Source organism: Pseudoduganella violacea, from assembly GCF_014191875.1.
Lineage (GTDB): Bacteria > Pseudomonadota > Gammaproteobacteria > Burkholderiales > Burkholderiaceae_D > Rugamonas > Rugamonas violacea_A.
In genome coordinates this window covers 324126-348544 of record NZ_JACHXD010000004.1, presented here as the reverse complement: position 1 = coordinate 348544, position 24419 = coordinate 324126, and the positions used below count along the sequence as shown (strand labels likewise).

The 24419-nt window shown below is 64.0% G+C and carries 19 protein-coding genes and 1 pseudogene; 17 read left to right on the top strand and 3 right to left on the bottom strand.

Annotated elements, in window-relative coordinates; all coding sequences use genetic code 11:
• Window positions 1-75 precede the first annotated feature (75 nt).
• A complete protein-coding gene (locus FHS03_RS09990) occupies window positions 76-612 on the top strand; it encodes a hypothetical protein (RefSeq protein WP_183440826.1) in 537 nt (178 codons plus the stop codon).
• Between the two features lie 6 nt (window positions 613-618).
• Here FHS03_RS09990 and lexA read toward each other — a convergent pair whose 3' ends face one another.
• Window positions 619-1260: a transcriptional repressor LexA gene (gene lexA, locus FHS03_RS09985; protein WP_183440825.1), complete on the bottom strand. Its 642-nt coding sequence runs from the start codon at window positions 1258-1260 to the stop codon at window positions 619-621.
• A 238-nt stretch (window positions 1261-1498) separates the two neighbouring features.
• Between lexA and rpsF the strand changes: the two genes are divergently transcribed.
• The 10 genes and pseudogenes from rpsF to FHS03_RS28130 all read left to right on the top strand — a co-directional run bounded on the left by rpsF (window position 1499) and on the right by FHS03_RS28130 (window position 8032).
• Window positions 1499-1885, top strand: a complete 387-nt coding sequence (rpsF, locus tag FHS03_RS09980) for a 30S ribosomal protein S6 (RefSeq protein WP_050412109.1) — start codon at window positions 1499-1501, stop codon at window positions 1883-1885.
• An 18-nt stretch (window positions 1886-1903) separates the two neighbouring features.
• The gene (priB, locus tag FHS03_RS09975; protein WP_183440894.1) at window positions 1904-2194 is read left to right on the top strand and encodes a primosomal replication protein N; all 291 of its coding nucleotides are present in this window, start codon (window positions 1904-1906) and stop codon (window positions 2192-2194) included.
• A 30-nt stretch (window positions 2195-2224) separates the two neighbouring features.
• The gene (rpsR, locus tag FHS03_RS09970; protein ID WP_050412111.1) at window positions 2225-2515 is read left to right on the top strand and encodes a 30S ribosomal protein S18; all 291 of its coding nucleotides are present in this window, start codon (window positions 2225-2227) and stop codon (window positions 2513-2515) included.
• A gap of 31 nt (window positions 2516-2546) precedes the next feature.
• Window positions 2547-2999 carry a 50S ribosomal protein L9 gene (gene rplI / locus FHS03_RS09965; protein WP_050412112.1) on the top strand — a complete coding sequence of 151 codons (453 nt, stop codon included), beginning with the start codon at window positions 2547-2549 and terminating at the stop codon, window positions 2997-2999.
• A gap of 121 nt (window positions 3000-3120) precedes the next feature.
• Window positions 3121-4509 (top strand): replicative DNA helicase, encoded by a 1389-nt coding sequence (locus FHS03_RS09960; RefSeq protein ID WP_183440824.1) that lies wholly within the window; start codon window positions 3121-3123, stop codon window positions 4507-4509.
• A 64-nt stretch (window positions 4510-4573) separates the two neighbouring features.
• The gene (locus FHS03_RS09955) at window positions 4574-5200 is read left to right on the top strand and encodes a DUF47 domain-containing protein (RefSeq protein ID WP_050412114.1); all 627 of its coding nucleotides are present in this window, start codon (window positions 4574-4576) and stop codon (window positions 5198-5200) included.
• Window positions 5201-5237: 37 nt separating this feature from the next.
• A complete protein-coding gene (locus tag FHS03_RS09950; protein ID WP_183440823.1) occupies window positions 5238-6248 on the top strand; it encodes an inorganic phosphate transporter in 1011 nt (336 codons plus the stop codon).
• A 276-nt stretch (window positions 6249-6524) separates the two neighbouring features.
• Window positions 6525-7070 carry a helix-turn-helix domain-containing protein gene (locus FHS03_RS09945; RefSeq protein ID WP_229426138.1) on the top strand — a complete coding sequence of 182 codons (546 nt, stop codon included), beginning with the start codon at window positions 6525-6527 and terminating at the stop codon, window positions 7068-7070.
• A pseudogene (locus tag FHS03_RS28135) lies at window positions 7058-7537 on the top strand (GNAT family N-acetyltransferase); the annotation flags it as partial. The gene FHS03_RS09945 and the pseudogene FHS03_RS28135, both read left to right, overlap by 13 nt.
• Window positions 7538-7558: 21 nt before the next feature.
• A complete protein-coding gene (locus tag FHS03_RS28130; protein ID WP_229426147.1) occupies window positions 7559-8032 on the top strand; it encodes a GNAT family N-acetyltransferase in 474 nt (157 codons plus the stop codon).
• On the opposite strand, the gene FHS03_RS09935 is transcribed toward FHS03_RS28130, so the two are convergent.
• Together FHS03_RS09935 and FHS03_RS09930 are read right to left on the bottom strand one after the other, a co-directional pair.
• Entirely contained in the window at window positions 8025-10388 is a 2364-nt protein-coding gene (locus FHS03_RS09935; RefSeq protein ID WP_183440820.1) for a GspE/PulE family protein, read from the bottom strand. The two genes, FHS03_RS28130 and FHS03_RS09935, sit on opposite strands and share 8 nt — an antisense overlap.
• Window positions 10389-10402: 14 nt before the next feature.
• Window positions 10403-11296: an MBL fold metallo-hydrolase gene (locus FHS03_RS09930; RefSeq protein WP_183440819.1), complete on the bottom strand. Its 894-nt coding sequence runs from the start codon at window positions 11294-11296 to the stop codon at window positions 10403-10405.
• Between the two features lie 205 nt (window positions 11297-11501).
• On the opposite strand from FHS03_RS09930, the gene FHS03_RS09925 reads away from it, so the two are divergent.
• From FHS03_RS09925 to FHS03_RS09900, 6 genes are all read left to right on the top strand, one after another.
• Window positions 11502-13100, top strand: coding sequence for a GAF and HD-GYP domain-containing protein (locus FHS03_RS09925; RefSeq protein ID WP_183440818.1), 1599 nt, complete (start codon window positions 11502-11504; stop codon window positions 13098-13100).
• Complete coding sequence (locus FHS03_RS09920) at window positions 13097-15352, top strand: CHASE2 domain-containing protein (RefSeq protein WP_183440817.1); 2256 nt, start codon at window positions 13097-13099, stop codon at window positions 15350-15352. The genes FHS03_RS09925 and FHS03_RS09920 overlap by 4 nt, the downstream gene beginning before the upstream one ends.
• A 131-nt stretch (window positions 15353-15483) precedes the next feature.
• Window positions 15484-16176, top strand: a complete 693-nt coding sequence (locus FHS03_RS09915) for a ShlB/FhaC/HecB family protein (RefSeq protein ID WP_183440816.1) — start codon at window positions 15484-15486, stop codon at window positions 16174-16176.
• 220 nt (window positions 16177-16396) lie between these two features.
• Window positions 16397-17971: a ShlB/FhaC/HecB family hemolysin secretion/activation protein gene (locus FHS03_RS09910; RefSeq protein ID WP_183440815.1), complete on the top strand. Its 1575-nt coding sequence runs from the start codon at window positions 16397-16399 to the stop codon at window positions 17969-17971.
• Between the two features lie 27 nt (window positions 17972-17998).
• The gene (locus FHS03_RS27920; protein WP_221208091.1) at window positions 17999-23518 is read left to right on the top strand and encodes a two-partner secretion domain-containing protein; all 5520 of its coding nucleotides are present in this window, start codon (window positions 17999-18001) and stop codon (window positions 23516-23518) included.
• Window positions 23484-24368, top strand: a complete 885-nt coding sequence (locus FHS03_RS09900; RefSeq protein WP_183440814.1) for a FecR family protein — start codon at window positions 23484-23486, stop codon at window positions 24366-24368. The genes FHS03_RS27920 and FHS03_RS09900 overlap by 35 nt, the downstream gene beginning before the upstream one ends.
• Window positions 24369-24419: the final 51 nt, after the last annotated feature.

Sequence of the window (24419 nt, the reverse complement as noted above, 5' to 3'; positions counted from 1 at the left end):
GGCTCGACTGTTTTGTTTTTCTTGCAAATGAAAAGTGATTAAATAGGCGGATATGGCAATAAAAACGAAAGGGAGATGATGAAGCGGATTACTCTGGCATTGCTGACCTTGGCTTGCCTGCCCAATCTTTGGGCGGCTGAAGCGGCGGATCGCGCGGCGCGCAAGGCGGACATCGATTTCTATCTGAGCCAGTACGAGGGCAATGATGTGGAGCTGGAGAAGTTCCAGTGCGCGCGCCCCGTCTTCCCCGAGCTGTCGCGCACCAAGGCGGAAATCGCGGCGGTGGGCCAGTCGGTCGATGCCTGGCTGGCTTGCTATAACCGCTTTGTCCAGGGCTTGAACGACGCGCTACCGGTGGGCAAGGGCATTCCGGCGGAGCTGCAAGCCTTGATGACGCCGGCCGAATTGGCGCAGGCCAAGCAGCGCATGGGCCGGGTGTACCAGGTGCTGTCGGAGGAGGGCGAGGAGACGCTGCAAGCCGTGCTGGCCGCCAGCGCGGCCTGGAAGGAAAAGACCGATGCCTATGTCAACGCCGAGGCGGCCAAACTGAGCACGGTGAAGAACCATCAGGACACGGCCGAGCGCATGCGCATCCTGAAGGGCAAGCAGTAAGCCGGCTCAGTGCCAGCTGCGCAGCAGGCCGACGGCCAGGCCTTCGAGCGCGAATTCGTCGGCTTCGGGGTGGACGGTGATGATCTTGAAGTCGGGATTCTCGGGCAGCAGCTCGATGGTGCTGCCGGTCTTGCGGTAGCGCTTGACCGTCACTTCGTTGCCGATGCGGGCCACGACGATCTGGCCGTTCTTGGCGCTATCGACTTTTTTTACGGCCAGCAGGTCGCCGTCCATGATGCCGATGTCGCGCATCGATTCGCCGCGCACCTTGAGCAGGAAGTCGGGCTTGGCCGAGAACAGTCCCGGGTCGACGTTGTAGCTGGTTTCCAGGTTTTCCTGCGCCAGAATCGGCGAGCCGGCGGCCACGCGGCCGATCAGCGGCAGGGCCAGCAGCGGCGTGGCGGGCGCGGCGGCAACGGCCGGGGCGTCGGCATGACCGCCCAGCAGGCGGATGCCGCGCGAGGTGCCGGCCGTGATTTCGATGGCGCCCTTGCGCGCCAGCGCCTTCAAATGCTCTTCGGCCGCGTTGGCGGACTTGAAGCCCAGCTCGGCCGCAATCTCGGCGCGGGTGGGCGGGAAGCCGGTATTGGTGATGGCATCCTTGATCAGGTTGAGAATTTGTTCTTGCCTTGCAGTGAGCTTGATCATGATGCGGTAGCTGTGGATATAGACAGACTGTATTTTTGTACAGTGGGGCGCCGATTGCAAGGGGATTTCTTGTTTTTGGCGAAATATTTTCATCTTGCTTCCCTCTCGGGGCGCGGCCCGGCGTCCCCCAGCGGCTTGAGTTGGCGCGCAAAAGCTGCTATGCTTGCGGGCTTACCTCTTCCCACACTCGTCTTGACGCCGGGGTGGGCTATTTTTTACAGTCCTTAAGGGAGTTTTCATGCGTCACTATGAAATCGTATTTATCGTCCATCCGGACCAAAGCGAGCAAGTGCCCGCGATGATCGAACGTTACAAAGCCAGCGTGACCTCGCGCGGCGGTAACGTGCACCGCGTGGAAGATTGGGGCCGCCGTCAAATGGCGTACTCGATCCAGAAACTGGCTAAAGCACACTACATCTGCCTGAACATCGAATGCGACAACGAGACCCTGGTCGAACTGGAAACCGCATTCAAATTCAATGATGCCGTGCTGCGTCACCTGACCGTGAAAATGAAGAAAGCGGAAACCGCTCCTTCGCCGATGATGAAATCGGTACAGCGTGAAGACGCGGCCAAGAGCCATCGCGCCGAAGCCCCAGCCGCTCCTGCCGCCGCTGCCGCTTAATTCTGCCCGGGAAAGCAACTGAACCAGACACAGTTTGTCGCCCTCATCGCCGAACGGGAAATGCTGCGGTATACCCCGGCCGGCCTGCCGATCGTGAATGCTGTTTTACAGCACCGCTCGCAGCAGATGGAGGCCGGCATCGCCCGCCTGACCGAGTTTGAAATTGCCGCGGTAGCCGCCGGCGAAATTTCGAGCCGCTTCAGCCAGGCAGCCCTCGGGGGCATGTATGAGTTCAGGGGATTTCTGGCCAAGAAAAGCCGCAATAGCAAAAGCCTGGTGTTTCACATCATTGATTTTCGTGCTGTTTAACAGCGCAATTTTTAAATACAGGAGCCTAAAATGGCATTCGGTAAAAAGTTCGACAAAAACAAGCTCAAGCTGAAAGAAAAGCGCAAGCAACAAAACCCACTGTTCAAGCGTAAAAAATTCTGCCGCTTCACCGCCGCTGGCGTGGTGCAAGTGGACTACAAAGATGTAGACACGCTGAAAGATTTCATCCAGGAAAACGGCAAGATCATGCCAGCCCGCCTGACCGGCACCAAGGCGCACTACCAGCGTCAAGTGGACACCGCTATCAAGCGCGCACGCTACCTGGCCCTGCTGCCTTACACCGATCTGCACCACGCTTAATTAGCGGTCAGATAAGATCCTGGAGAGAACTATGCAAATCATTCTGTTGGAAAAAGTCGTTAACGTCGGCAACCTGGGCGACGTGGTGAAAGTCAAGGACGGTTACGCCCGTAACTTCCTGATCCCGCAAAAGCTGGCCCGCCGCGCTACCGCTGCCGCCGTGGCGGAATTCGAAGTCAAACGCGCTGAACTGGAAAAAGCCGCTGCCGAGAAACTGGCCGCTGCGCAAGCCCAAGGCGAAAAACTGGCTGGCATGACCGTGACCGTGTCGCAAAAAGCGGGCGTGGACGGCCGTCTGTTCGGTTCCGTGACCAACTTCGACATCGCTGAAGCCCTGAGCAAAGCCGGCTTCGCTGTGGAAAAAGCTGCCGTGCGCATGCCAACCGGCCCGCTGAAGGTCGTGGGCGAGCACCCAGTGTCCGTGGCACTGCACACCGACGTCGTGGTCGAAGTGACCGTGGCCGTCGTGGGCGAAGCTGCCTAAGTCTGGTCCGGATTTTCCTCCGCCAAGACTGTTGCACAAATAAGAAAGCCGGGTTCGCCCGGCTTTTTTATTGCCAGCAAAAAACCAAATCCGAGCACCGAACGCAGGTATAATTCGCGCCATGAACGCCGCCCCATCCGACCCGCAAGTCGACTCCCTGCGCATTCCGCCGCATTCCATCGAAGCAGAACAGTCCGTCATCGGCGGCCTGCTGCGCGATAACGCGGCCTGGGACCGTATTGCGGACTTCATGCACGCGGACGACTTTTACCGCTACGACCACCGCATCATCTTCGAACAGATGATCCGCCTGATCAACGCGGGCAAGCCGGCTGACGTCATCACCGTCTTCGAGGCCTTGACCATGCTGGGCAAGGCCGACGAGGTGGGGGGCTTGGTGTACCTGAACGCGATGGCGCAGAACACGCCGTCGGCGGCGAATATCCGGCGCTACGCCGAGATCGTGCGCGACCGCGGCGTGCTGCGCAAGCTGATCACGGTGGCCGACGAAATCTCCGGCAACGCCTTCAATCCCCAGGGTAAAGAAGTCAAGCAGATGCTGGACGAGGCGGAGTCGAAGATCTTCGCCATCGCCGAGCAGGGCGCGCGCGGCTCATCGGGCTGGACGGCGGTGCAGCCGCTGTTGACCCAGGTGGTCGAGCGCATCGACGAGCTGTACAGCCGTGAAAGCACCAGCGAAGTCACGGGCGTGCCGACCGGCTTTATCGACCTGGACCGCATGACCTCGGGCCTGCAGGCGGGCGATCTGGTGATCGTGGCCGGCCGTCCTTCGATGGGCAAGACGGCGTTCTCGGTGAATATCGGCGAGAACGTGGCGATTGAGGCGGGTTTGCCGGTGGCCGTGTTCTCGATGGAGATGGGTGGCGCCCAGCTGGCCATGCGTATGCTCGGTTCGGTCGGCCAGCTCGACCAGCACCGCCTGCGGACCGGCAAGCTGATCGATGAGGATTGGCCGCGCCTGACGCACGCCATCCAAAAGATGAACGAAGCCCAGCTCTACATCGACGAGACGCCGGCGCTGAACCCGATCGAGATGCGCGCCCGCGCCCGCCGTCTGGCGCGCCAGTGCGGCAAGCTCGGCCTGATCATCGTCGACTACCTGCAGCTGATGACGGGCAGCCAGGCCGGCGATAACCGCGCCGCCGAGATTTCCGAGATTTCGCGCAGCTTGAAAGGCTTGGCCAAGGAGCTGCATTGCCCGGTCATCGCGCTGTCCCAGCTGAACCGCTCGCTGGAGCAGCGTCCCAACAAACGTCCCGTGATGTCCGACTTGCGCGAATCCGGCGCTATCGAACAGGATGCGGACGTCATCATCTTCCTGTACCGCGACGAGGTGTACAACCCCGATTCGCCGGACAAGGGGACCGCCGAGATCATTATCGGCAAACAGCGTAACGGTCCTATCGGCGCGATCCGTCTGACATGGATGGGCATGTATACCAAGTTTGGCAATTACAGCGGCAATCTGTCTATCTATCAGGGCGACTAATACCCCCAGGCGGCCATGGACGGCGGCCTGTAGCAGTAAAACGAATCAACCAACGGAGAATAAAATGTTTGGACGCTTGATGCCCACCGAGGGCAAGTTCTTTGATCTGTTCAACCAGCACGCCGAACTGTGCGTGAAGGGCGCGAAAGAGATGCTCGGTCTGATGACCAATTTCGACGACCTGGAGAACCGCGTACACGCCATCGAAAGTATCGAAAAACAGGCCGACAAGATCACCTACACCTGCGTCGACCTGCTGCACAAGACCTTCATCACCCCGATCGACCGCGACGACATCCACAAGCTGATCACGCGCATGGACGACATCCTGGACCTGATGGAAGACGCCGGCCAGACCGTGTCGCTGTACGACCTGCACTCCGTGACCCCGGAAGCCAAGCGCCTGGCCGAACTGGTGCTCGCTTGCACCGAGAAGGTCAAGGAGGCCGTGGCCCTGCTGCACAATATGGACAATGCGCGCCAGATTGTCGCCATCTGCGAAGAGATCGACCGCCTGGAATCGGACGCCGACCACGTGATGCGCGCCGCCATGTCCAAGCTGTTCCGCGATGAGCCGGACGTGCGCAACCTGATCAAGATGAAAGCCATCTACGAAATCCTGGAAACGGTCACCGACCGCTGCGAGGACGTGGCCAATATCATCGAAGGCATCATCGTCGAAAACGCATAAGCACGCGCCTGTCCTGAAAAGATAACAAAAGATAACCATGCAAACCCTACAAATCAGCATCTACGCGCTGGCCATGTTGATCTTCCTGGCGCTGGTGTTTGACTTCATGAACGGCTTCCATGATGCGGCCAATGCCATCGCCACGGTGGTCTCCACCGGCGTGCTGAAACCGCAGACCGCAGTGGCGATGGCGGCCTTCTTCAACTTCATCGCCATCTTCATCGTCGGCCTGAAAGTGGCGACGACCATCGGCAAGGGCACCATCGATCCGGCCGTGGTCGACCATTACGTGATCTTTGGCGCGCTGGTGGGCGCCATCGTGTGGAACCTGATCACCTGGTACTACGGCATTCCCTCCTCGTCCTCGCACGCCCTGATCGGCGGCCTGGTGGGTGCGGCGGTGGCCAAGTCCGGCACCGGCGCCCTGATCTCCGGCGGCCTGATCAAGACCGTCACCTTCATCGTGCTGGCGCCGCTGCTGGGCTTCGTGCTCGGTTCGGTCATCATGCTGATCGTGTCCTGGATCTTCGTGAAATCGACGCCGCGCAAGATCGACGGCTGGTTCCGCCGCCTGCAGCTGGCCTCCGCGGCCGGCTACAGCCTGGGCCACGGCGGCAATGACGCGCAGAAAACCATGGGCATCATCTGGATGCTGCTGATCGCTTCCGGCCACGTCGCCGCCAGCGACGCCACGCCGCCGACCTGGGTCATCGTTTCCTGCTACGCGGCGATCAGTTTCGGCACGCTGTTCGGCGGCTGGCGCATCGTGAAAACCATGGGCCAGAAGATCACCAAGCTGAAACCGGTGGGCGGCTTCTGCGCCGAAACCGGTGGCGCCATCACCCTGCTGATGGCCTCGTTCTGGGGCGTGCCCGTCTCCACCACCCACACCATCACCGGCGCGATTGTCGGCGTCGGCTCGGCGCAAAAGATGTCCGCCGTGCGTTGGGGCGTGGCCGGCAACATCGTCTGGGCCTGGATCTTCACCATCCCCGCGTCCGCCTTCGTGGCCGCGATCGCCTGGTGGATCGGCACCCACATCATGTAAGCAGCCAGCAACGGCACAGAAAAGGGAGTCCACGGACTCCCTTTTTTATTGAGAAAAATCAAACAATGTCCAACCCTGGTGTCAGGCACTGGAGTAGGACATTGTTTGATCTTGCTCAAGGAATGTCTCACTCTGGTGCCTGACACCAGGGTTGGACATTGTTTGATCTGGCGCAAAGGGTTTGACTCTAGAGCTGGCTGGCGGTCAGCAAAAGCGCGAATGGCTTGTTTTTATTCTCGTATTTGAGATATATTCTCTATTATGGGAAATTTATCAATGGAAGAACGTCTGGTGCAGCGGCTGGCCGGACTGCGCGAAGCGCGCGGCTGGTCGCTGGAAGAATTGGCGGCGGCGAGCGGGATCAGCCGTGCTACCTTGTCGCGCCTGGAGCGTGGCGAGAGCAGTCCGACGGCGGCCCTGCTGGGCAAGCTGTGCGCGGTGTATGGCATGCCGATGTCACGTCTGATCGCCGAGGCCGAGGCGCAGCCGGCGCAGCTGATCCGCCAGAGCGAGCAGGCCGAATGGCGCGATCCGGAGACGGGTTTCGTGCGGCGCATGGTGTCGCCGCCGGCGCGCGGTTTCGGTGCGGAGCTGATCGAGGGCCGGCTGCCGGCCGGCGCAGTCATCGACTACGAGCAGCCGCCGGTGCGCGGCATGGAGCAGCATCTTTGGCTGCTGGACGGGCTGCTCGATTACACGCTGGAGGGCAAGGTCTACCACCTGCAGCCGGGCGACTGCCTGCGCTTCCACCTGTTTGGTCCCACGCGCTTTTCCGCCGGCCCGGACGGCGCCCACTATCTGATAGCCATATGCGAACCATAGAAGAACTGGACGGCGCCGGCCTGCGCGCCAATCTCGATGCCCTGGCCGAGGTGCTGCACGACTGCGTGCGGCAGGGCGCCAGCGTCGGCTTTGTCTTCCCTTTCGCGCTGGACGATGCGCGCCGCTTCTGGCGCGAGCTGGCGCCGCAGATCGAGAGCGGGGCGCGCAAGCTGCTGGTGGCGCGCGATGCCGATGGCGCGGTCTGCGCCACGGTGCAACTGGGCCTGGCGATGCCGCCGAATGGCCGCCACCGCGCCGACGTCAACAAGATGCTGGTGCATACGCGGGCGCGCCGCCAAGGTTTGGCCGGCGCGCTGCTGGCGGCGGCCGAGGACCATGCGCGCGCCCTGGGCCGCAGCCTGCTGGTGCTCGATACCTGGAGCGGCAGCCCGGCCGAGGATTTGTACCGCAAGCAGGGCTACCAGCTATGCGGCCAGATTCCGCAATATGCGTTGGCGGCCGAGGGCGGCCTGGGTGCGACGACGGTGATGTACAAGCTGCTGGCGCCAGCCGTGCAGGTGGTCGAGGAAGACCCGTCTTCAGATGATGCCCGTCTGCTGCTCGATGAATTGTCCGCCACGCTGGCCGGCATCACGGGCGACAGCGGCGCCGCTTCCTTCAACGCGGACGATGTGCGCGGTGCGGGAGGATGCTTCGTGGTGGCGCGCGATGCGCAGGGGAGGGCGCTCGGCTGCGGCGCCATCCGCCCCTTGCAGGAGGGCGTGGCGGAACTGAAGCGCATGTATGCCCGTCCCGGCACGCGCGGCGTGGGCAGTGCCGTGCTGGCGCATCTGGAGCAGACCGCCGCTGCGCTGGGCTACCGCGAACTCTGGCTGGAAACGCGACTCGTCAACGCCCGCGCCCTCGGCTTCTACGCGGCGCGCGGCTATCTGCGCATTCCCAACTTCGGCAAATACGCGGGCAACAACGCCGCCGTCTGCATGGCCAAGCGATTTACTTGATGCACACCGCCCGCACCATCTTGATATCGGTGATGCCCAGCAGGACTTTCTCGATGCCGTCCATCTTCAAGGTCAGCATGCCGTCTTCCAGCGCGGCGGCCAGCAGCTCGGCCACGCGCGCGTGCTCCTGAAGCAGCTTCTTGACGCGGTCGGTGCCGAGCATCAGCTCATGCAGGCCGACGCGGCCCTTATAGCCCTTGTTGCACTCCTCGCAGCCCACCGCGCGGTAGAGCGTGAAACGGCCATCCTCGCCGCCATAGCGTTCGCGCCAGCCGGCCAGCACGGTGGCGCGGCTGGCCTTGGCGTCCTTCTGGAAGCTGGCCGTGTGCTGCAACTCGCTGCAAAACTCGGTCAGCAGCAAGTCCAGTTCCGCCGCGCCCGGATGGTAGGCCTGCTTGCACTTGCCGCACAGGCGCTTGGCCAGGCGCTGCGCCAGGATGCCGAGCAGGGCGTCGGCGAAGTTGAATGGGTCCATGCCCATATCGAGCAGGCGCACCACCGATTCCGGCGCGCTATTGGTGTGCAGGGTGGCGAACACCAGGTGGCCGGTGAGCGAGGCTTCGATGCCCATGCCCACGGTTTCCTTGTCGCGCATCTCGCCCACCATGATGATGTCGGGATCGGCGCGCAGGAAGGCGCGCATCACGGTGGCGAAATCGAGGCCGGCCTTGCGGTTGACCTGCACCTGGCGCAAGCCTTTTTGCGTGATCTCGACCGGGTCTTCCGCCGTCCAGATTTTCGTGTCGGGCGTGTTCAGATAGTTCAGCACCGAGTGTAGCGTGGTAGTCTTGCCCGAGCCGGTCGGGCCGCAGACGAAGAACAGGCCATACGGTTTTTCCACCGTGGCGCGCAGGCGGTCCAGATTGAAGGGCAGCACGCCCAGCTTGTCGAGCGGGATCGGTTCGCCCGCCGCCAGAATCCGCATCACCACGTCTTCCACGCCGCCGGTGGAGGGAATGGTTGCCACGCGCAGCTCGATGTCCAGCGGCCCGTATTTCTTGAACTTGATCTTGCCATCCTGCGGCTTGCGGCGTTCGGAGATATCGAGGTCGCACATGATCTTGATGCGCGCCACCAGCGCCGCGCGGTAGGCGGCGGGAATCTCGATATACGGCACCAGCGTGCCGTCCTTGCGGAAGCGGATGCCGGTCTTGCCCTTGCCCGGCAGCGGTTCGATATGGATGTCGGACACGCCCTGGCGGTAAGCGTCCGTGATCACCTTGTTGAGCAGCTTGACCAGCTCATTTTCCACCGCCTCCGGCACTTCGGCGCTGTCGAATTCCTCGTCGCCTTCCTCCATGCCCGAGAGCAGTTCGCCCACGCTGGAACTGTCGCCCACGGCGCCGTAGAACTGGTCCACGGTCTGCTGGAATTCGCGCGCCGTGGTCACGCGGAACAGCAGCTTGGCCTTGGGGAAGATCTGGTTGACGACGCGCGCCCCCATCACCCGTTCCGGATCGTGGGCCAGCACGCTCAAGCCGTCCTTGCCGTCTTCCAGCGGCAGCCAGCCGGCTTCCTGCACGTACTGGCGCTTCAGGTTCTTCAGCAGTTCCACCGGCTTCATGCGCTCGGCCTTGAACGGCTCGTAGGGCAGGTGGTGGAAGTGCGCCAGCGACTGGCCGATGTCGGGCACGCGCACCTGGAACTGGTCGAGCAGCACCTCTTCCAGTGGCAGGCCTTTTTGCCGCGCCGAGCGCACCGCCAGTTCCAGTTCGCCCGCCGCCAGCACGCCATCGGCTACCAGGCCGTCGTACTTGGTGCGCACCAGCTGCGGCGGTTTCATGCGCTGGCTGAAGGCCACCGACAGGGTGTCGCACAACTCCTTCACGCCTTCCAGCACGATGGAGGAGAACGGTCCGCCGTCGCGGTTGTTGATGAACTGGACCACGCCGAGCAGATCGTGCGATTCCACCGAGATCAGCGGCGCCACCAGCATTTCGCGCGTGCGGTAACCGGTGCGCTGGTCCACGCCTTTCTGAAAGCGCAGGTCGGCCGAGATGCGCTGCAGCTCCGCTTCGTCGTACACGTCGGCGATGTTCAGGGTTTCGCGCGTCAGCGCCACATAGCCAGCGATGCTGTGCGGCGACACCGCCAGCTTCAGGTCGCGGAAGGTGGTCAGGCCGGTCTTGACCTTGGAGACGATGTAATCCTTCTCGTGGTCCATGGCATACAGGGTGAAGCGGTCGCAATGCAGCAGGTCGCAGAATTCCATGCCCAGGTCGAGCATGATTTCATCGAGGTTGCTGGTGGCGTGGATCTTGGTGCTGACGGTTTGCAGCTTGCGGAAAAAGGCCAGGCGCAAGCTGGTGTCACTGGGTTCGCTGACGGGATCGCGGGGAATATAGGCGTCATTCATCGGCTGCTCTGCTCTTAGAGTTCGACTTCCAGACCTTCATATGCGAGAAAGACCTGCAGTCCTTCCGGCAGCGGCGCATGGCGCGCCATCACTTCGGCAAACACGGCTTCCAGCTCATCGTCGCCGCGGGTCGGCTCGTGGTGGGTGCAGTACAGGGCTTTGGCGCCGGTGCGGATGGCCATGGCCAGCGCCGCGTCGAAGGTGCCGTGGCCCCAGCCGCGCTTGGACGGATACTCTTCCCGGGTGTAGGAGGAATCGACGATCAGCGCATCCACGCCCTGGGCCGCCGCGTCGATGGCGCGCGTGCGCTGGTCGACCTGCGCCTGGCAGGCGGCGTGCTCGGGATGGCCGGCGGGGAAGAGGTTGTACAGCGGTTCGTGATCGCCGGTGAAGAACAGCGACTTGCCGCCGCTCTCGACGCGGTAGCCCAGATCGGTGACGGGATGGCTCATCACCACATTGCTGATGCGAGCGTCGCCCACGTCCACGGTTTCGCCGATTTCCAGCGTGCGGTAATCGATGGTAGCGTCCATCTCGGCCTCGCCCACCGGGAAATAGCTGTTCTGCAGCTGTACGCCCATCACATGGGCGATGCCGTTGCCGGTGGCCGGATCGCTGGCGCCGTAAATGCACACGCGGCTGCCCTTGATGAACAGCGGCGTGAAAAAGGGCAGGCCGTGGATATGGTCCCAATGGCTGTGGGTGATGAAAATGTTCGCCTGCACCGGCGCCTTGCCCTCGGCTAGCAGTGCCTGCGCCAGCGCGAAGATGCCGGTGCCGGCATCGAGCACGATCAGGGTGCCGTCATCGCTGCGCACTTCGATGCAGGTGGTATTGCCGCCATAGCGTACGGTGCGCGGGCCGGGGGAAGGAATCGAACCGCGCACCCCCCAGAATCGGAATTTCATTGCCGGACTCCCTCCTTGCTGTCTCGCGTGTTTTTATGTTTTTGTCGGCTGTGTCGTGCATGGTAAAGACTTGCCGATGATAGCCTTTTTTTCACAATTCCTGGCCGATTCCTTGCGAATTTCCTGCCTTGCAGGCAGGATTCCACTTGGTAGGCCGCGTGCAGTACTGGCGCGGCGCGCATCGATATTGCCGAGGATAAACTTCATGCATGAACCGACGCCCAGCCAGATCGCCCAGCGCCTCGACCAGCTCACGGAATTGAGCGTGGCCCTCGGCGCCAGCGAGGACACGACCCTGCTGCTGGAGCGTATCCTGCATGCGGCGCAAAGCCTGACCCATGCCGACGGCGGCACGCTGTATCGCCCCAGCCGCGACCGGCGCAGCCTGCATTTCCATATCTCGGTCAACAATAGCCTGAAGCTGCGCCAGGGCGGCAGCAGCGGCGTGACGGTCGATATTCCGCCCGTGCCGCTGTACGACGCCGAAGGGCGGCCGAACCTGGCCTCGGTGGCGGCGTGGTCGGCGCATCAGGGCCGGGCCGTGAATATCGAGGACGTGTATCTGGACGACGTCTTCAATTTCTCCGGCATGCGCAGCTTCGACCGCCAGTTCGGCTACCACTCGCAATCCTTCCTGACGGTGCCGATGCGCGACCACGAGGGGGAGCTGGTGGGCGTGCTGCAACTGGTGAACGCGCAAGACCCGGCCAGCGGCCGGGTGCAGGCCTTCAGCGCCACCGACCAGCGCTTTATCGAGGCGCTGGCGGCGCAGGCCGGCGTGGCGCTGACCAACCAGCAACTGCTGCGCCAATTGGAAGAGCTGCTGCTGGCCCTCGTCAACCTGATCAATATCGGCATCGACGAGAAATCGCCTTACACCGGCCGCCACTGCCAACTGGTGCCGGTGTTGACCATGATGCTGGCCGACGCCGTGCACCAGACCGACGCCGGCCCCTTGGCCGATTTCCATATGAGCGACGCCACTCGGCGCGAGCTGTGGCTGGCCGGCCTGCTGCACGATTGCGGCAAGATCACCACGCCGGTGCACGTGGTGGACAAGGCCACCAAACTGGAAACCCTGTTCGACCGCATCCACCTGATCGATACCCGCTTCGAAGTGCTGTTGCGCGATGCCGAACTCCGCGCCCTGCGCGCCGTGGCGGCCGGCGGCGACGCGGACGCCCTGCGCGCGGCGCTGGACGAGGAGTGCACGGCCTTGCGCGCCGACCGCGCCTTCCTGCGCCATGCCAACGTCGGCACGGAAAGCATGAGCAACGCCGACCAGGAGCGCGTGCGCCGCATCGGGCCGGATGGCCAGGAGCAGCCCTTCCTCAGCGATGATGAGCTGAAGAACCTGCACATCCGCGCCGGCACGCTGACCGAGGATGAACGCAAGATCATCAACAACCATATCGTGATGACGGTGCGCATGCTGGAATCGCTGCCCTGGCCGCGGCATCTGCAGAACGTGCCGGAATTCGCGGGCGGCCACCACGAGCGCATGGACGGCAAGGGCTATCCGCGCGGGTTGACCAAGGAACAGATGTCGGTGCCGGCGCGCGTGATGGCGATCGCCGACATTTTCGAAGCGCTGACCGCGCGCGACCGGCCCTATAAAAAAGGCAAGATGCTGTCCGAGTCGCTGCATATCCTGGGCAAATTCAGCGAGAACGGGCATATCGATCCCGACCTGTTCGACATCTTCATCCGCCGCAAGGTCTATCTCGACTATGCGCGCAAGCATATGGACCCGCGCCAGGTCGACACCATCGACGAGGCGCTGATCCCCGGCTATATCCCATGAAACGGCTGGCGCTGCGCTATGGCGCGCGCTGGCTGCTGGGCCTGGGGCTGGCCCTGCTGGCGGGCCTGCAGGTGGCGGGCGTGCTGCACAGCGATGCGGTCGAGCGCATGGATGCCTATTTCTCCGGCCTGCGCATGCGGGCCGAGGCGCCCACGCTCGATCCGCGCATCGTCATCGTGGATATCGATGAACGCAGCCTGGCCGAAGTAGGGCGCTTTCCCTGGAGCCGCGATGTGATGGCGCGCCTGGTGCAGCGCCTGACGGGCGGCTACCAGGCCGCCGCCGTCGGTTTCGATATCTCCTTCCCCGAGGCGGATACCAGTTCCGGCTATGGCGTACTGCAAGGTTTGGCCCAGCGCGAACTGAAAGGCGTGCCGGGGCTGGACGCGCAACTGGCCCGCCTGCAGCCCCAGCTCGACTACGACGGCCTGCTGGCCGCCGCCATGCGCGGCCAGCCCGTGGTGCTGGGCTATAACACCTCGGGCGGCCAGCCCAAGGGCGCGCTGCCCCAGCCGGCCTTCACCGCCGAACTGCTGAATGGCCGCCGCCTCGACGCTTTCGAGTCCAGCGGCTACGAGGCGAATATCGCGCGCCTGCAGCAGGCCGCGCGCGGCGCGGGCAGCTTCACCGTGCTGCCCGACAGCGACGGCGTGGTGCGCAGCGTGCCGCTGCTGCGCAAGATCGGCGACGGTTATTACCCAGCTCTGTCGCTGGCCACCGCCGCCGTCGCCCTGCAGGCGCGCGCCATCGCCCCGGTGCTGGACAATACCGTCGACACCCTGTCGCATGCCGAACGCGAATACGGCGGCCTGGAAAGCATCGCCCTGTTCACGCCCGAGGGCATGCTCAGCATCCCGGTGGGGGAGGGTCTCAGCACCACCGTGCAGTTTCGCGGCAAGGGCGGGCCGCAGGGCGGCGCTTTCCGCTACCTGTCGGCTGCCGACGTGCTGCGCGGCGTCAGTGCGCCGCAGTTGCTGAACGGCGCCATCGTCCTGGTGGGCACCACCGCGCCCGGCCTGAACGATCTGCGCGCCACGCCGGTCAGCGCCGTGTATCCCGGCGTGGAAATCCATGCCAACATTATCAAATCCATCCTCGACGGCAGCTTCAAGGCGCGTCCAGATTTCGCGCTGGCGGCCGAACTGCTGCAAGTGCTGCTGACCGGGCTGTTGCTGAGCATCGTGCTACCCCTGCTGGCGCCTTTCTGGACGGTGGCCGTGGCGGCGGCCAGCGCGGCGGCGGCGCTGGGCTTCAATTTCTGGCTGTACCGCGCCGCCGACGCGGTATTGAATGTCGCGGCCATCCTGTTGCTGATCCTGGCCTTGTTCATCCTCAACCTGGCCTGGGGCTATTTCTTCGAGGTGCGCCGTGGCCGCGCCCTGGTGTCGCGCTTCGGCGAATACGTGGCGCCCGAGCTGGTAGCCGAAATGGCGCAAGACCCCGAGCAATACAGCATGGAAGGCGAGAGCCGCGAGCTGACCGTGATGTTCGTCGACGTGCGCGGCTTCACCACCATTTCCGAAGGCCTGCCGCCGCGCCAACTGCGCGAATATATCAATCTTTATCTTACGGCCATGTCGCGCGATATCCGCGACAGCCATCGCGGTACCCTCGACAAATACATCGGCGACGCGGTCATGGCCTTCTGGGGCGCACCGGTGCCGTTTGCCGACCATGCCAGCCGGGGCGTGGCGACGGCCTTGCTGATGCAGGCCAGCGCCGCCCGCCTCGACCACAGCTTTCGCCAGCGCGGCTGGCCGGCGCTGAACATCGGCATCGGCTTGAACACGGGAGCGATGCATGTGGGCGATATGGGTTCGGAAATCCGCCGCGCTTATACGGTGATGGGCGATGCCGTGAATCTGGCGTCGCGGCTGGAAGGCATCACCAAGGTGTATGGCGTGGGCATCGCGGTCGGCCAAGCCACGCGCGAGGCGGCGCCGAACTTCGTGTACCGCGAATTGGACCGGGTGCGCGTCAAGGGCAAGAACGAGCCGGTCGCCATCTTCGAGCCGCTGGCCCATGCCGGCCAGGCCGATGCCGCCGCATTGACGCGGCTGGAACGCTGGCACGCGGCGCTGGCGCTGCTGCGCGATCAGCACTGGGACGGCGCCGCTGCCATTTTGCTGGAACTGCGCGTGGCCGATCCGGCCTGCCAGCTCTACCAGTTATACATGCAGCGCATAGACTATTACCGTCTGCATCCTCCCGGTGAGAACTGGGACGGCGTCACGAGCTTTGACAGCAAATAGCGTTTCGCGCACGCCACGCCGGCGAAAAATATTCCGCTACGCCGCGCAAACCGGATTAAACTGAAAAGTAACAACAATTACACTCCGCTCAAGCCGGAGAGAGTTTGTTGGGTAGACAGGAGGAGGCTCAAATGACATCCTGCGACAAGCTCGTGCTGGCCGGCGCCGCATGCGTCGACCTGTTGGCTGTCCTTGCATCTTCAGCTGCAATGGCGGCCCCGCCCGAATCCTTGCCCATCGGCGCACCCGGATATAGCAGCGTCTATACCCGCGATAAGCGCGACTGGAAATCCACTTTCGAATTAAGCAGCGCGCGCGCCCAGCCCGACGAATTCGGCATGCAGGCCGGCCCGCCGCCGGAAGGCTATACCGTGCGCCTGGCCGCCACGCTGACGCACGCGTTGCCGCGCGACTGGCAATTGCGCGCCACCGTGAACGGCCAGTACACCAGCGAGGCGCCCACCGAGCAGCAGTTGTACGGCGCTCCCGCCACGCGCGCGCTGCGCATCTACAGCTCGCGCGAGGTGCTTACCGACAGCGGCCTGGCCGGCAATGTGGAGCTGCACTCGCCGAATCTATGCGGCAGCTACCTGCGCAACGAATGCCGCGCCCTGATGTTCTACGACCGCACTTATTTCAGCCGCGTGCGCGAGGTGCATGGCGTGTTGCGCACGGGCTGGGTGCGCAGCGTGGGCGTCGGCCTGCGCATGAAAATGACGCGCCATACCGACCTGCAGCTCGATTACGGCCGCGTGCTCGGGAACAGCGCGGTCGGACCGGAAGACCGCAACCGCATCAATCTGCGCCTGGGCTTCTCCTTCTGATCCCTCCGCCCGCCGCCTTGCAAAAAGGGAGGCGGGCGGTCTTGTCTGACCGTCATCGCGGCTGTCGCATGGACGGTACAAACTGTCGCATCCGCGGCAAAAATTTCCTCAAAGCACGATCAAATCTAGGGCGCGCGGCTCGGGATGCGCAATAATTTTCCCATCGCCGCAGCGTTGCAGGATCTGGGTATTTTTATCCATATTGATCGTGAGACCATAGATGACATCTCGCTTCGCGCACCTTGCCGCCAGCACTGTCTTTGCCGCCGCCTGCTTTTCCGTCCAGGCCCAGGAGGGCGTGATCCGCTTCGAGATCAGCCGCTTCGATGTGCGCGGCAATACCCTGCTGGCGGAGGACGAAGTGGCGCGCGTGCTGGCGCCCTTCACCGGCCGGCAGCGCGATTTCGGCGATGTGCAGCGCGCGCTGGAGGCGCTGGAAGCGGCCTTCCATGTGAGCGGCTACCAGGTGGTGACGGTGGAATTGCCGGAACAGGAGCTGGAGCGCGGCGTGGTGCGCCTGAACGTGGTGCAGACCCGCATCGGCCGCGTTGTCGTCAAAAACAACCGCTACTTCGACGAGGCCAATGTGCGCCGCGCCTTGCCCGGATTGCAGGAGGGCCGCACGCCGAATCTGCCCCAGGTGTCGAACAGCCTGAAACTGGCGAACGAGAATCCGGCGCGCAAGCTGACCTTGAAACTGCAAAGCGGCGAACAGCATGATGAAGTCGACGCCGCCGTCGAGGTGGTGGACGAGAAGCCATGGAAGGCCATGCTCAATGCCGACAACAGCGGCACCCGCCAGACCGGCCGCACGCATCTGGGCTTCGTGCTGCAGCATGCCAATCTATGGGGCCGCGACCACGTCGCCAGCCTGCAGTACACCACCACGGCCGAGGAGCCGGGCCGGGTCAAGGTATATGGCCTGGGCTACCATATTCCGCTATACGCGCGGGGCGACGCGCTGGACTTTTACGCCAGCTATTCGAATATCGATTCGGGCAATGTGGCGGCCGGCGTGCTTAGTCTGGCCGTCAGCGGCAAGGGCGCGGTGTACGGCGCGCACTATACCCATAACCTGGCCAAGCGCGGCGAGTATGAATCGAAGCTGGTGTATGGACTCGATATCAAGGCTTTCAAGAACAGCGTGCAGTTCGAGGGCCTGGAGCTGGGCAACGACGTGACCGTGCATCCGCTCAGCCTCACTTACGCGGGCGAGTGGACTTTGCCACAAGGGGAACTCGATCTTTCGGCCACCTTGCTGCATAACGTTCCCGGCGGCTCGCGCGGCGGTCAGACCGACTTCACGCGTGCGCGTATCGGCGCGCGCGACAACTACAACATCCTGCGCCTGGGGCTGAGCTACAGCCGGGTGCTGCCGCGCGACTGGCTATTGCGCGCCATCGTCAACGGCCAATACAGCGGCGATGCGCTGATCCCGGGCGAGCAGTTTGGCGCCGGCGGCGCCGGTTCGGTGCGCGGCTTTGCCGAACGCGAACTCTCCAACGATGTGGGCGTCAACGCCAATCTGGAACTGTACACGCCCAATCTTTGCGGCGGCGAAGGCAAGCGCCAATGCCGCCTGCTGGCGTTCTACGACAGCGCCTACCTCAAGCGTAACAAGGCCTTGGCGGGCGAATTGCGCAGCACGTCCATCGGCAGCGCGGGCCTGGGCCTGCGCTTGTTGCTATCGAGTTATGCCAGCTTGCAGCTGGATTATGGCCATGTGCTGAAGGAGGGCGCCACCGCGCGCTCCGGCGGCAACCGCCTGCATGTGCGGCTTGGCCTGGCGTATTGACTGTTTATCGAGTAGCGGAGCAAGACCATGAGGCATCAGCGTTTTTCCAGCGCCGCGAGCCGGCGCCATCGTCTGCAGCGCACCATGCTGGCGGCGGCCATCGCCGCCGCTTTCGGTGCGGCACAAGCCAATCCCACCTTGCCGCAAGTGGTGGCGGGACAGGCGGCATTCAGCCAGGACGGCAAAACCTTCTCGGTTCGCAATGCACCGAATACCATCATCAACTGGCAAAGCTTCTCGATCGCGAAGGACGAGATCACGCGCTTCATCCAGCAGGGGGCGGACAGCAAGGTGCTGAACCGCATTACCGGGCAAGACCCCAGCCGAATTCTGGGCGCGCTGCAATCGAACGGCCAGGTCTTCCTGATCAATCCCAACGGCGTCCTGTTCGGCCGCGATGCGCGCATCGATGTGCAGGGGCTGGTGGCATCCAGCCTGGCGATTTCGAATGCCGATTTCCTGGCCGGGAAGCACAGCTTCAGCGGCGCGCCCGGCGCGGGCAAGGTGGAAAACCAGGGCAGCATCGTGACGCCGCAGGGCGGACGCGTGTTCCTGATCGCGCCCAATGTGGAGAACAGCGGCATCATCGCCTCGCCCCAGGGCGAAGTGGTGCTGGCGGCCGGGCATAGCGTGCAGTTGGTGGATTCCGCTAATCCGGTCTTGCATGTGGTGGTCTCGGCGCCCGCCGACCAGGCGCTGAACCTGGGCCAGGTGGTGGCGCAGGGTGGCCGCATCGGCATCTATGGCGCCTTGCTCAGCCAGCGCGGCACGGTGAACGCCGACAGCGCGGTGGTCGGCGCCAATGGCAAGATCGTGCTCAAGGCCAGCAAGACGGCCCTGCTGGAAGCGGGCAGCCGCACCTCGGCGACCGGCGCGGGCCAGGGCGGCGCCATCGAAGTGCTGGGCCAGCGCGTCGGCGTGATGGGCGATGCGCGCATCGACGCGAGTGGCGCGCAGGGCGGCGGCAGCGTGCTGCTGGGCGGGGATTATCAAGGCAAGGCCAGCGCGGAGCGCGGCAATGCGCTGCAAAGCTATGTGGCCAAGGATGCGCAGGTGACGGCCGATGCGCTGGAAATGGGCGACGGCGGCAAAATCATCGTCTGGGCCGACGATACCACGCGCGCTTATGGCAGCTTGTCGGCGCGTGGCGGCAAGGCGGGCGGCAAGGGCGGGCTGGTGGAAACCTCGGGCCATTACCTGGACGTGGCGGGCATCCGCGTCGATACCCGCGCCGCCAAGGGCGCAGTAGGTACCTGGCTGCTCGATCCTTACGACATCGAAGTGAAGGCAGGCGGCACGGCAGCGGTCGGCGACGTGGCCGCCTTCGCTTCGGGCGCCTCGGGCGGCGTGACCCTGGTCGATCCAGCCTCTCTGGCCTCGACGGCCAGCAATGTGCTGCTCCAGGCCAGCAACGACCTGACCATCACCGATGCGCTCGACCTCACCACACCGGGACTGGACATCAAGGCGCAGGCGGGCAATCACATCAACGTGAACGCGGCGCTGAAAACCACGGCGGGGCGCATCACCCTGTCGGCCAACGATGCGGGCGCGCCTGGCAGCGATCCGCTGCTGGGTAATCTGAATATCAACGCGCCTATCGATACGCGCGGCGGCACGCTTTCGCTGAGCGGCGCGAATTTGAACTTGAATGCTATCGCCAGCATTGGCACTGGCAGCGCCGATCTGCGTACCAATGTGGCCGACGGCACGATCACGATTGCAAGCACCGGCGGCGTGAACGGCCTGGCCGCCGTCGCCAATGTGCCGGTGCTTTCCTTCCTCGCGAATAATGTGGTGATCGAGGGCAGTGTGAGTGCCGGTGGCCCGGGCGACAACAGCGTGGTGTCCTTCGCGCCATTGGACAGCAGTCGTCCAATGGAAATTGCCGCCAACAAGACCGGCAGCAGCCTGGTACTGAGCGCCGATGAATTGAACCGCATCGCCGCTTCCGAGATCGTTCTTGGCAGTTCAGCGCACAGCGGCGGCATCGCCGTGTCGCAGGCGATCAACCTGCATGCCGAGGTGCGCAAGCTGTCGCTGCGCAGCGCCAAGGACGTGGTGTTCAATCAAGCACTGATGATGGCTAATGCCAACGGCAGCCTGGAGGCGGCGGCGTACGGCAGCGCGGGACGCATCGCTTTCACCAGCATGGGCAAGGCGAGTGCGGCGGCGGTAAGCCTGCGTGCCGACAATATGGACCTGGGCAGCGCGGCAGGCACGCTGAGCGCTTCCAGCTACGTAACGCTCGATACCGATTCCGACAGCGCCGCCATCCGGCTGGGGCAGGGGGCCAGCGGCGCCATGGGAACCCTGGTGCTGGACGAAGTGGAACTCAAAGCCATTGCCGCGCCGGTTCTGGGCATCGGCACGCGCGCCACCTATAGCGGCGCATTGAGCGTGGACGGTCCGCTCAATCTCGCGTCCATCAGTAATCCCGCGCTGGCGGCGCCCATGCAGAACGCTCCCAACCGCGTTACCAGCGGCGGCGTGATAGGCGGTTCCGCCATCGCTTCCCTCAAGCTGCGCGGCGGCAGCCTTGCGTTGACGGGCGATATTGCCGTGAGCAATGAACTGGGCCTGTCCAGCGCTGGCGCGATCAGCCAGGGCGGCAAGCTGACGGCGCAGAGCCTGAATGCCAGCGGCACGTCGGTCGCGCTGGAAGGCGATAACCAGATCGCCAATATCAGCGGCAGCGCCAGCGGCGGCGACTTCCTGTTCCGCAGCAATGCCAGCTTCCTACGTGTCGGCAATGGACAGACGGCGCAAGGCATCAGCGCCAGTGGCCGCGTCAAGCTGACCGGCGCCGGCTTTATCGGACAGTACGACAATGCGCCATTGAGCGCCGCCGCGCTGTTGCTGACGGCGCCAGACGGTGTGGATATGATGGCGGCCAACAATCAGGTTGGCGCGGTGGCCGCGCAGAATGTGGCCCGCTTCAATTTCCGCAATGCCGGCGTGCTGAAAGTGGGTGTGGACGGCAAGGGCGTTTCGCTCTCATCCAGCGGCAGCGGGAGCGGCACCAATGCTGCCTTGAACATCGAAACCGGCGGCCAGCTCGATGTGGCCGAGGCGTTGAACGGCGCCGGCCAGATGGTGCGCCTGGGCGGCAGCGCTATCCATATCGGCAACAAGGATGCGCCCTCGCACGCCAGTGTCGCCGGCTCGAACGTGACGCTGGATGCAAAAGGCGGCGCCGTCGCGCTGGACAGCGGCGCCACGGTGGCGGCGCGCCGCGTGAACCTGATCGCCGGCCAGGTCAGTCTTGACCCGGCATCGTCCATCAGCGCTGAAGGCGGTGCGGCGACAGCCGATGGCGCCGTCACCATCATGCCGGGCAGCGGACGATTGGTGAAGATCGGCGCGGGCGCGATCGACGATGCCTCCACCCTCGGCCTTTCCAGCGACGAAATCAAAACCATCAGCGCCGATGCGCTGTTTGTGCAATCGGCTTCCGGCAGCAGCGGCACCAGCATCGTGGTCGATGCGCTGGACCTGAGCGCGGCGAAGCTGCGCAGCGGCCTGTGGCTGAACGCCAGCGACAATATCAATCTGAATGACAGCGTCACCTTGCCGGTCGACCTGTTTGCCACGGCGGGCGGCTATATCGGCAGCACCGGTCTGATCACGGCGCGCAATATCCATCTGAACGGCAGCGATTTTCTGCTGGCCAGCGGCGCGGGCAAGGGACTGGTGGCGAACGGCCAGACCGGCGTGGTGGCGCTCGATTCTGGCACATCGTCCAAGGCCTTGCAGCTGGGCGGCGCGGGCGTGACCACCGGCTCCATTCTGTTGTCGCAGGAGATGTTGGCTTCGATCCAGGCAAATGAGGTGGCCCTGCTGTCGGCCAGCGCGATCAATGTCGCGGGCGATGTGAGCCTGCCGGGCGCCAGCCTGGATCTGAAAGCGCCCGCGCTGGGCGTGCAAGCCACGCTGAACGCGGCAAAAATCGATATTCGTACCGATAGCGCCGACATTGCGGGCAAGCTGAAGGCCGATATGGTCAGCATCGCACCCGTCACCTCGGGCAAGGCGATTTCGGTCGGCGCGGTCTGCGCCAACTGTTTGTCGCTGACCCAGCTGGCGAATATCGAAGCGCCGACCGTGGGCATCGGCTCCAGCGATCAGCAGAACGCGGCGGGTGCGATCAGCGTGGCAGGCATCGGCAGCAGCGCCGGCATTACCCAGCGCAATGCCATCACGACCCGTATCGGCCTGATTACCGGCGCGGGCATACTGCAAACCGGCGCCATCGATGTGCGCGATCTTGGCATTGATGCCGGCAATGGCGTGGTGCTGAACGACGCCGGCAACAAGGTAGAAAATCTGGCCGGCATGGTGAAAGGCGATTTCAGCTTCAATAACAGCCAAGGCCTGACGATTGCCCGCATGACCGGCGCCGCCGGCAGCCGCGCCCACTACGATGTGAGCGGCCTGAAAGTGGATGGTAATGTAGCGCTGGACGTGGCCGGATCGCTCTCGCGCAGCGATGGCGCCACTGCGGCCGACAAGGGCGTGATTGTCGCCAATCGACTGGATATGAAGGCTGGCGGCAGTATTGGCGGCGCGTCCCTGGCGATGCTGACCAGCGTGGCCGGTCTGTCGGCGGAGAGCACGGCCACCAGCGGCGCCATGCCGATCAATATCACCAATGTCAACAACACCGCCTACGACAGCAAGCTCACGGTGTACAAGTTGAAACTGGCCGACGGCAATACCGGCTCCGTCACCTTGAACAATACCGGCGCGACCGACGTGCCGGCCGCTGGCCTGGTGCGCAGCGATAGCGGCAAAATCACGCTGGTGGCGCATAGTCCGCTCAGCATCGCCGGCACGGTCAGCAGCGCCAGCGGCGATATCGAGCTGGTGGCAGGCGCCAGCGGCTCCGCTGCGGACGTGCTGTCCTTCGCTTCGGGCGCGTTGGTCACGTCCGCCAGCGGCGCCATCAAGCTGGCGGCGGGCCAGTCGATTACTGGTGTGGATGCGACCACGGTGCAGGCAGCGCCGGGCAGGCTGGTGACGCTGCCGAACCAGAACACGCCGCCGCCGGTCGATCCACCGCCGACCAATCCGCCGCCGCCAGTGGAACCGCCGCCGGTGACGCCACCGCCGCCGGTCGAGCCGCCGCCGACCAATCCGCCGCCACCGGTCGAGCCGCCGCCGGTCACGCCGCCACCACCGGTTGAACCGCCACCGGTGAATCCACCGCCGGTGAACCCGCCGCCGGCCGAGCCGCCACCCGTTACGCCTCCGCCGGTCAGCGTCGACCTGTGCCAGCTCACGCCCTCGCTGCCGATCTGTCAGGTGATTGCGCCGCCCACGGCACAGGAGCCGGTCAAGCCGGTGCAGCAGGCGGTGAACCAGGTCGTCAGCGTCGTCAATACGCAGACGCAGATGCTGGCCGACGCCTCCGGCTCAAGTTCTTCCACAGCGAAGAGCGAGGACAAGAAGCAGGAGAAGAAGGAAGAGGGCAGCAAGGGCAATTCCGCCACCGAGAAGACTGGAAGCAAAAATGAGAAAGCCGCACCCAAAATGTACTGCAATTGAGGCAGCCGTCCTTGGCCGCCTGCTGCTGCAGGCCGGCCTGTGCGCCGCCCTGTGGCTGACCGCGATGCAGGCCTGGGCGGCGGTGGCCGGCACGGTGGTGCAGCTGAGCGGGCCGCTGCTGGCGAAGAAAACCAATGGCGCGGTCAAGATCCTCTCGCTCAAGTCCGAGGTGGAGAACGGCGACACCCTGGTCACCGAGAAAAACACTTACGCCATGCTGCGCTTCATCGACAATAGCGAGATCACGCTGCGGCCCGCGTCCACCATGACGATCGAGAACTTCAGCTTCGACAAGGGCAAGCCCGAAGGCGACCAGGCCCATTTCAGCCTGGTGAAGGGCGGCCTGCGCTCGATTACCGGCCTGCTGGGGCAGCGCAATAAGGAAAAATTCTCGCTCAAGACGCCGGCCGCCACCATCGGCATCCGCGGCACCACCTTCATCGTCGAGTATGTGGCGCCGGACGAGGCGCCGGCGCTGGCCTCGGCCCGGCGCTTCCTGGGCGCCAGCACGGCGGCGCTGGCGCTGGACAGTTTGCCGCCCGCGCCGCTGCAACTGGCCCAGATGGCGCAACCCGCGCTGCCGGCAGGCGGAGCGCGTCCCGCCGGCCTGTATGTGCAGGTGGTGGCGGGCCAGATCAATGTCAGCAATGGCGGCGGCGGGCTGAATTTCAGCGCCGGCCAGTTCGGCTACGTGCCCAGCACGACGCTGCCGCCCATCGTCTTGCCGGCTAATCCGGGCCTGCAATTCACCCCGCCGCCGGCCTTCAGCGCGCCCGCCAGTCCGGCCGCCCAGGCCAATCCCGGCAGCGAGAGCGGCAAGGGCAAAACGGTCGATTGCGAGGTGCGCTGAACCGTTTCGCAAAAAATGCTTGACCTTCCCATCATGGGATACTTGATGCTG

Bases quoted from the DNA above. Each gene is read 5' to 3' on its own strand.
- FHS03_RS09990 (WP_183440826.1), top strand. From the start codon at position 76: ATGATGAAGCGGATTACTCTGGCATTGCTGACCTTGGCTTGCCTGCCC.
- lexA (WP_183440825.1), bottom strand. From the start codon at position 1,260: ATGATCAAGCTCACTGCAAGGCAAGAACAAATTCTCAACCTGATCAAG.
- rpsF (WP_050412109.1), top strand. From the start codon at position 1,499: ATGCGTCACTATGAAATCGTATTTATCGTCCATCCGGACCAAAGCGAG.
- rpsR (WP_050412111.1), top strand. From the start codon at position 2,225: ATGGCATTCGGTAAAAAGTTCGACAAAAACAAGCTCAAGCTGAAAGAA.
- rplI (WP_050412112.1), top strand. From the start codon at position 2,547: ATGCAAATCATTCTGTTGGAAAAAGTCGTTAACGTCGGCAACCTGGGC.
- FHS03_RS09960 (WP_183440824.1), top strand. From the start codon at position 3,121: ATGAACGCCGCCCCATCCGACCCGCAAGTCGACTCCCTGCGCATTCCG.
- FHS03_RS09955 (WP_050412114.1), top strand. From the start codon at position 4,574: ATGTTTGGACGCTTGATGCCCACCGAGGGCAAGTTCTTTGATCTGTTC.
- FHS03_RS09950 (WP_183440823.1), top strand. From the start codon at position 5,238: ATGCAAACCCTACAAATCAGCATCTACGCGCTGGCCATGTTGATCTTC.
- FHS03_RS09945 (WP_229426138.1), top strand. From the start codon at position 6,525: ATGGAAGAACGTCTGGTGCAGCGGCTGGCCGGACTGCGCGAAGCGCGC.
- FHS03_RS28130 (WP_229426147.1), top strand. From the start codon at position 7,559: ATGTACAAGCTGCTGGCGCCAGCCGTGCAGGTGGTCGAGGAAGACCCG.
- FHS03_RS09935 (WP_183440820.1), bottom strand. From the start codon at position 10,388: ATGAATGACGCCTATATTCCCCGCGATCCCGTCAGCGAACCCAGTGAC.
- FHS03_RS09930 (WP_183440819.1), bottom strand. From the start codon at position 11,296: ATGAAATTCCGATTCTGGGGGGTGCGCGGTTCGATTCCTTCCCCCGGC.
- FHS03_RS09925 (WP_183440818.1), top strand. From the start codon at position 11,502: ATGCATGAACCGACGCCCAGCCAGATCGCCCAGCGCCTCGACCAGCTC.
- FHS03_RS09920 (WP_183440817.1), top strand. From the start codon at position 13,097: ATGAAACGGCTGGCGCTGCGCTATGGCGCGCGCTGGCTGCTGGGCCTG.
- FHS03_RS09915 (WP_183440816.1), top strand. From the start codon at position 15,484: ATGACATCCTGCGACAAGCTCGTGCTGGCCGGCGCCGCATGCGTCGAC.
- FHS03_RS09910 (WP_183440815.1), top strand. From the start codon at position 16,397: ATGACATCTCGCTTCGCGCACCTTGCCGCCAGCACTGTCTTTGCCGCC.
- FHS03_RS27920 (WP_221208091.1), top strand. From the start codon at position 17,999: ATGAGGCATCAGCGTTTTTCCAGCGCCGCGAGCCGGCGCCATCGTCTG.
- FHS03_RS09900 (WP_183440814.1), top strand. From the start codon at position 23,484: ATGAGAAAGCCGCACCCAAAATGTACTGCAATTGAGGCAGCCGTCCTT.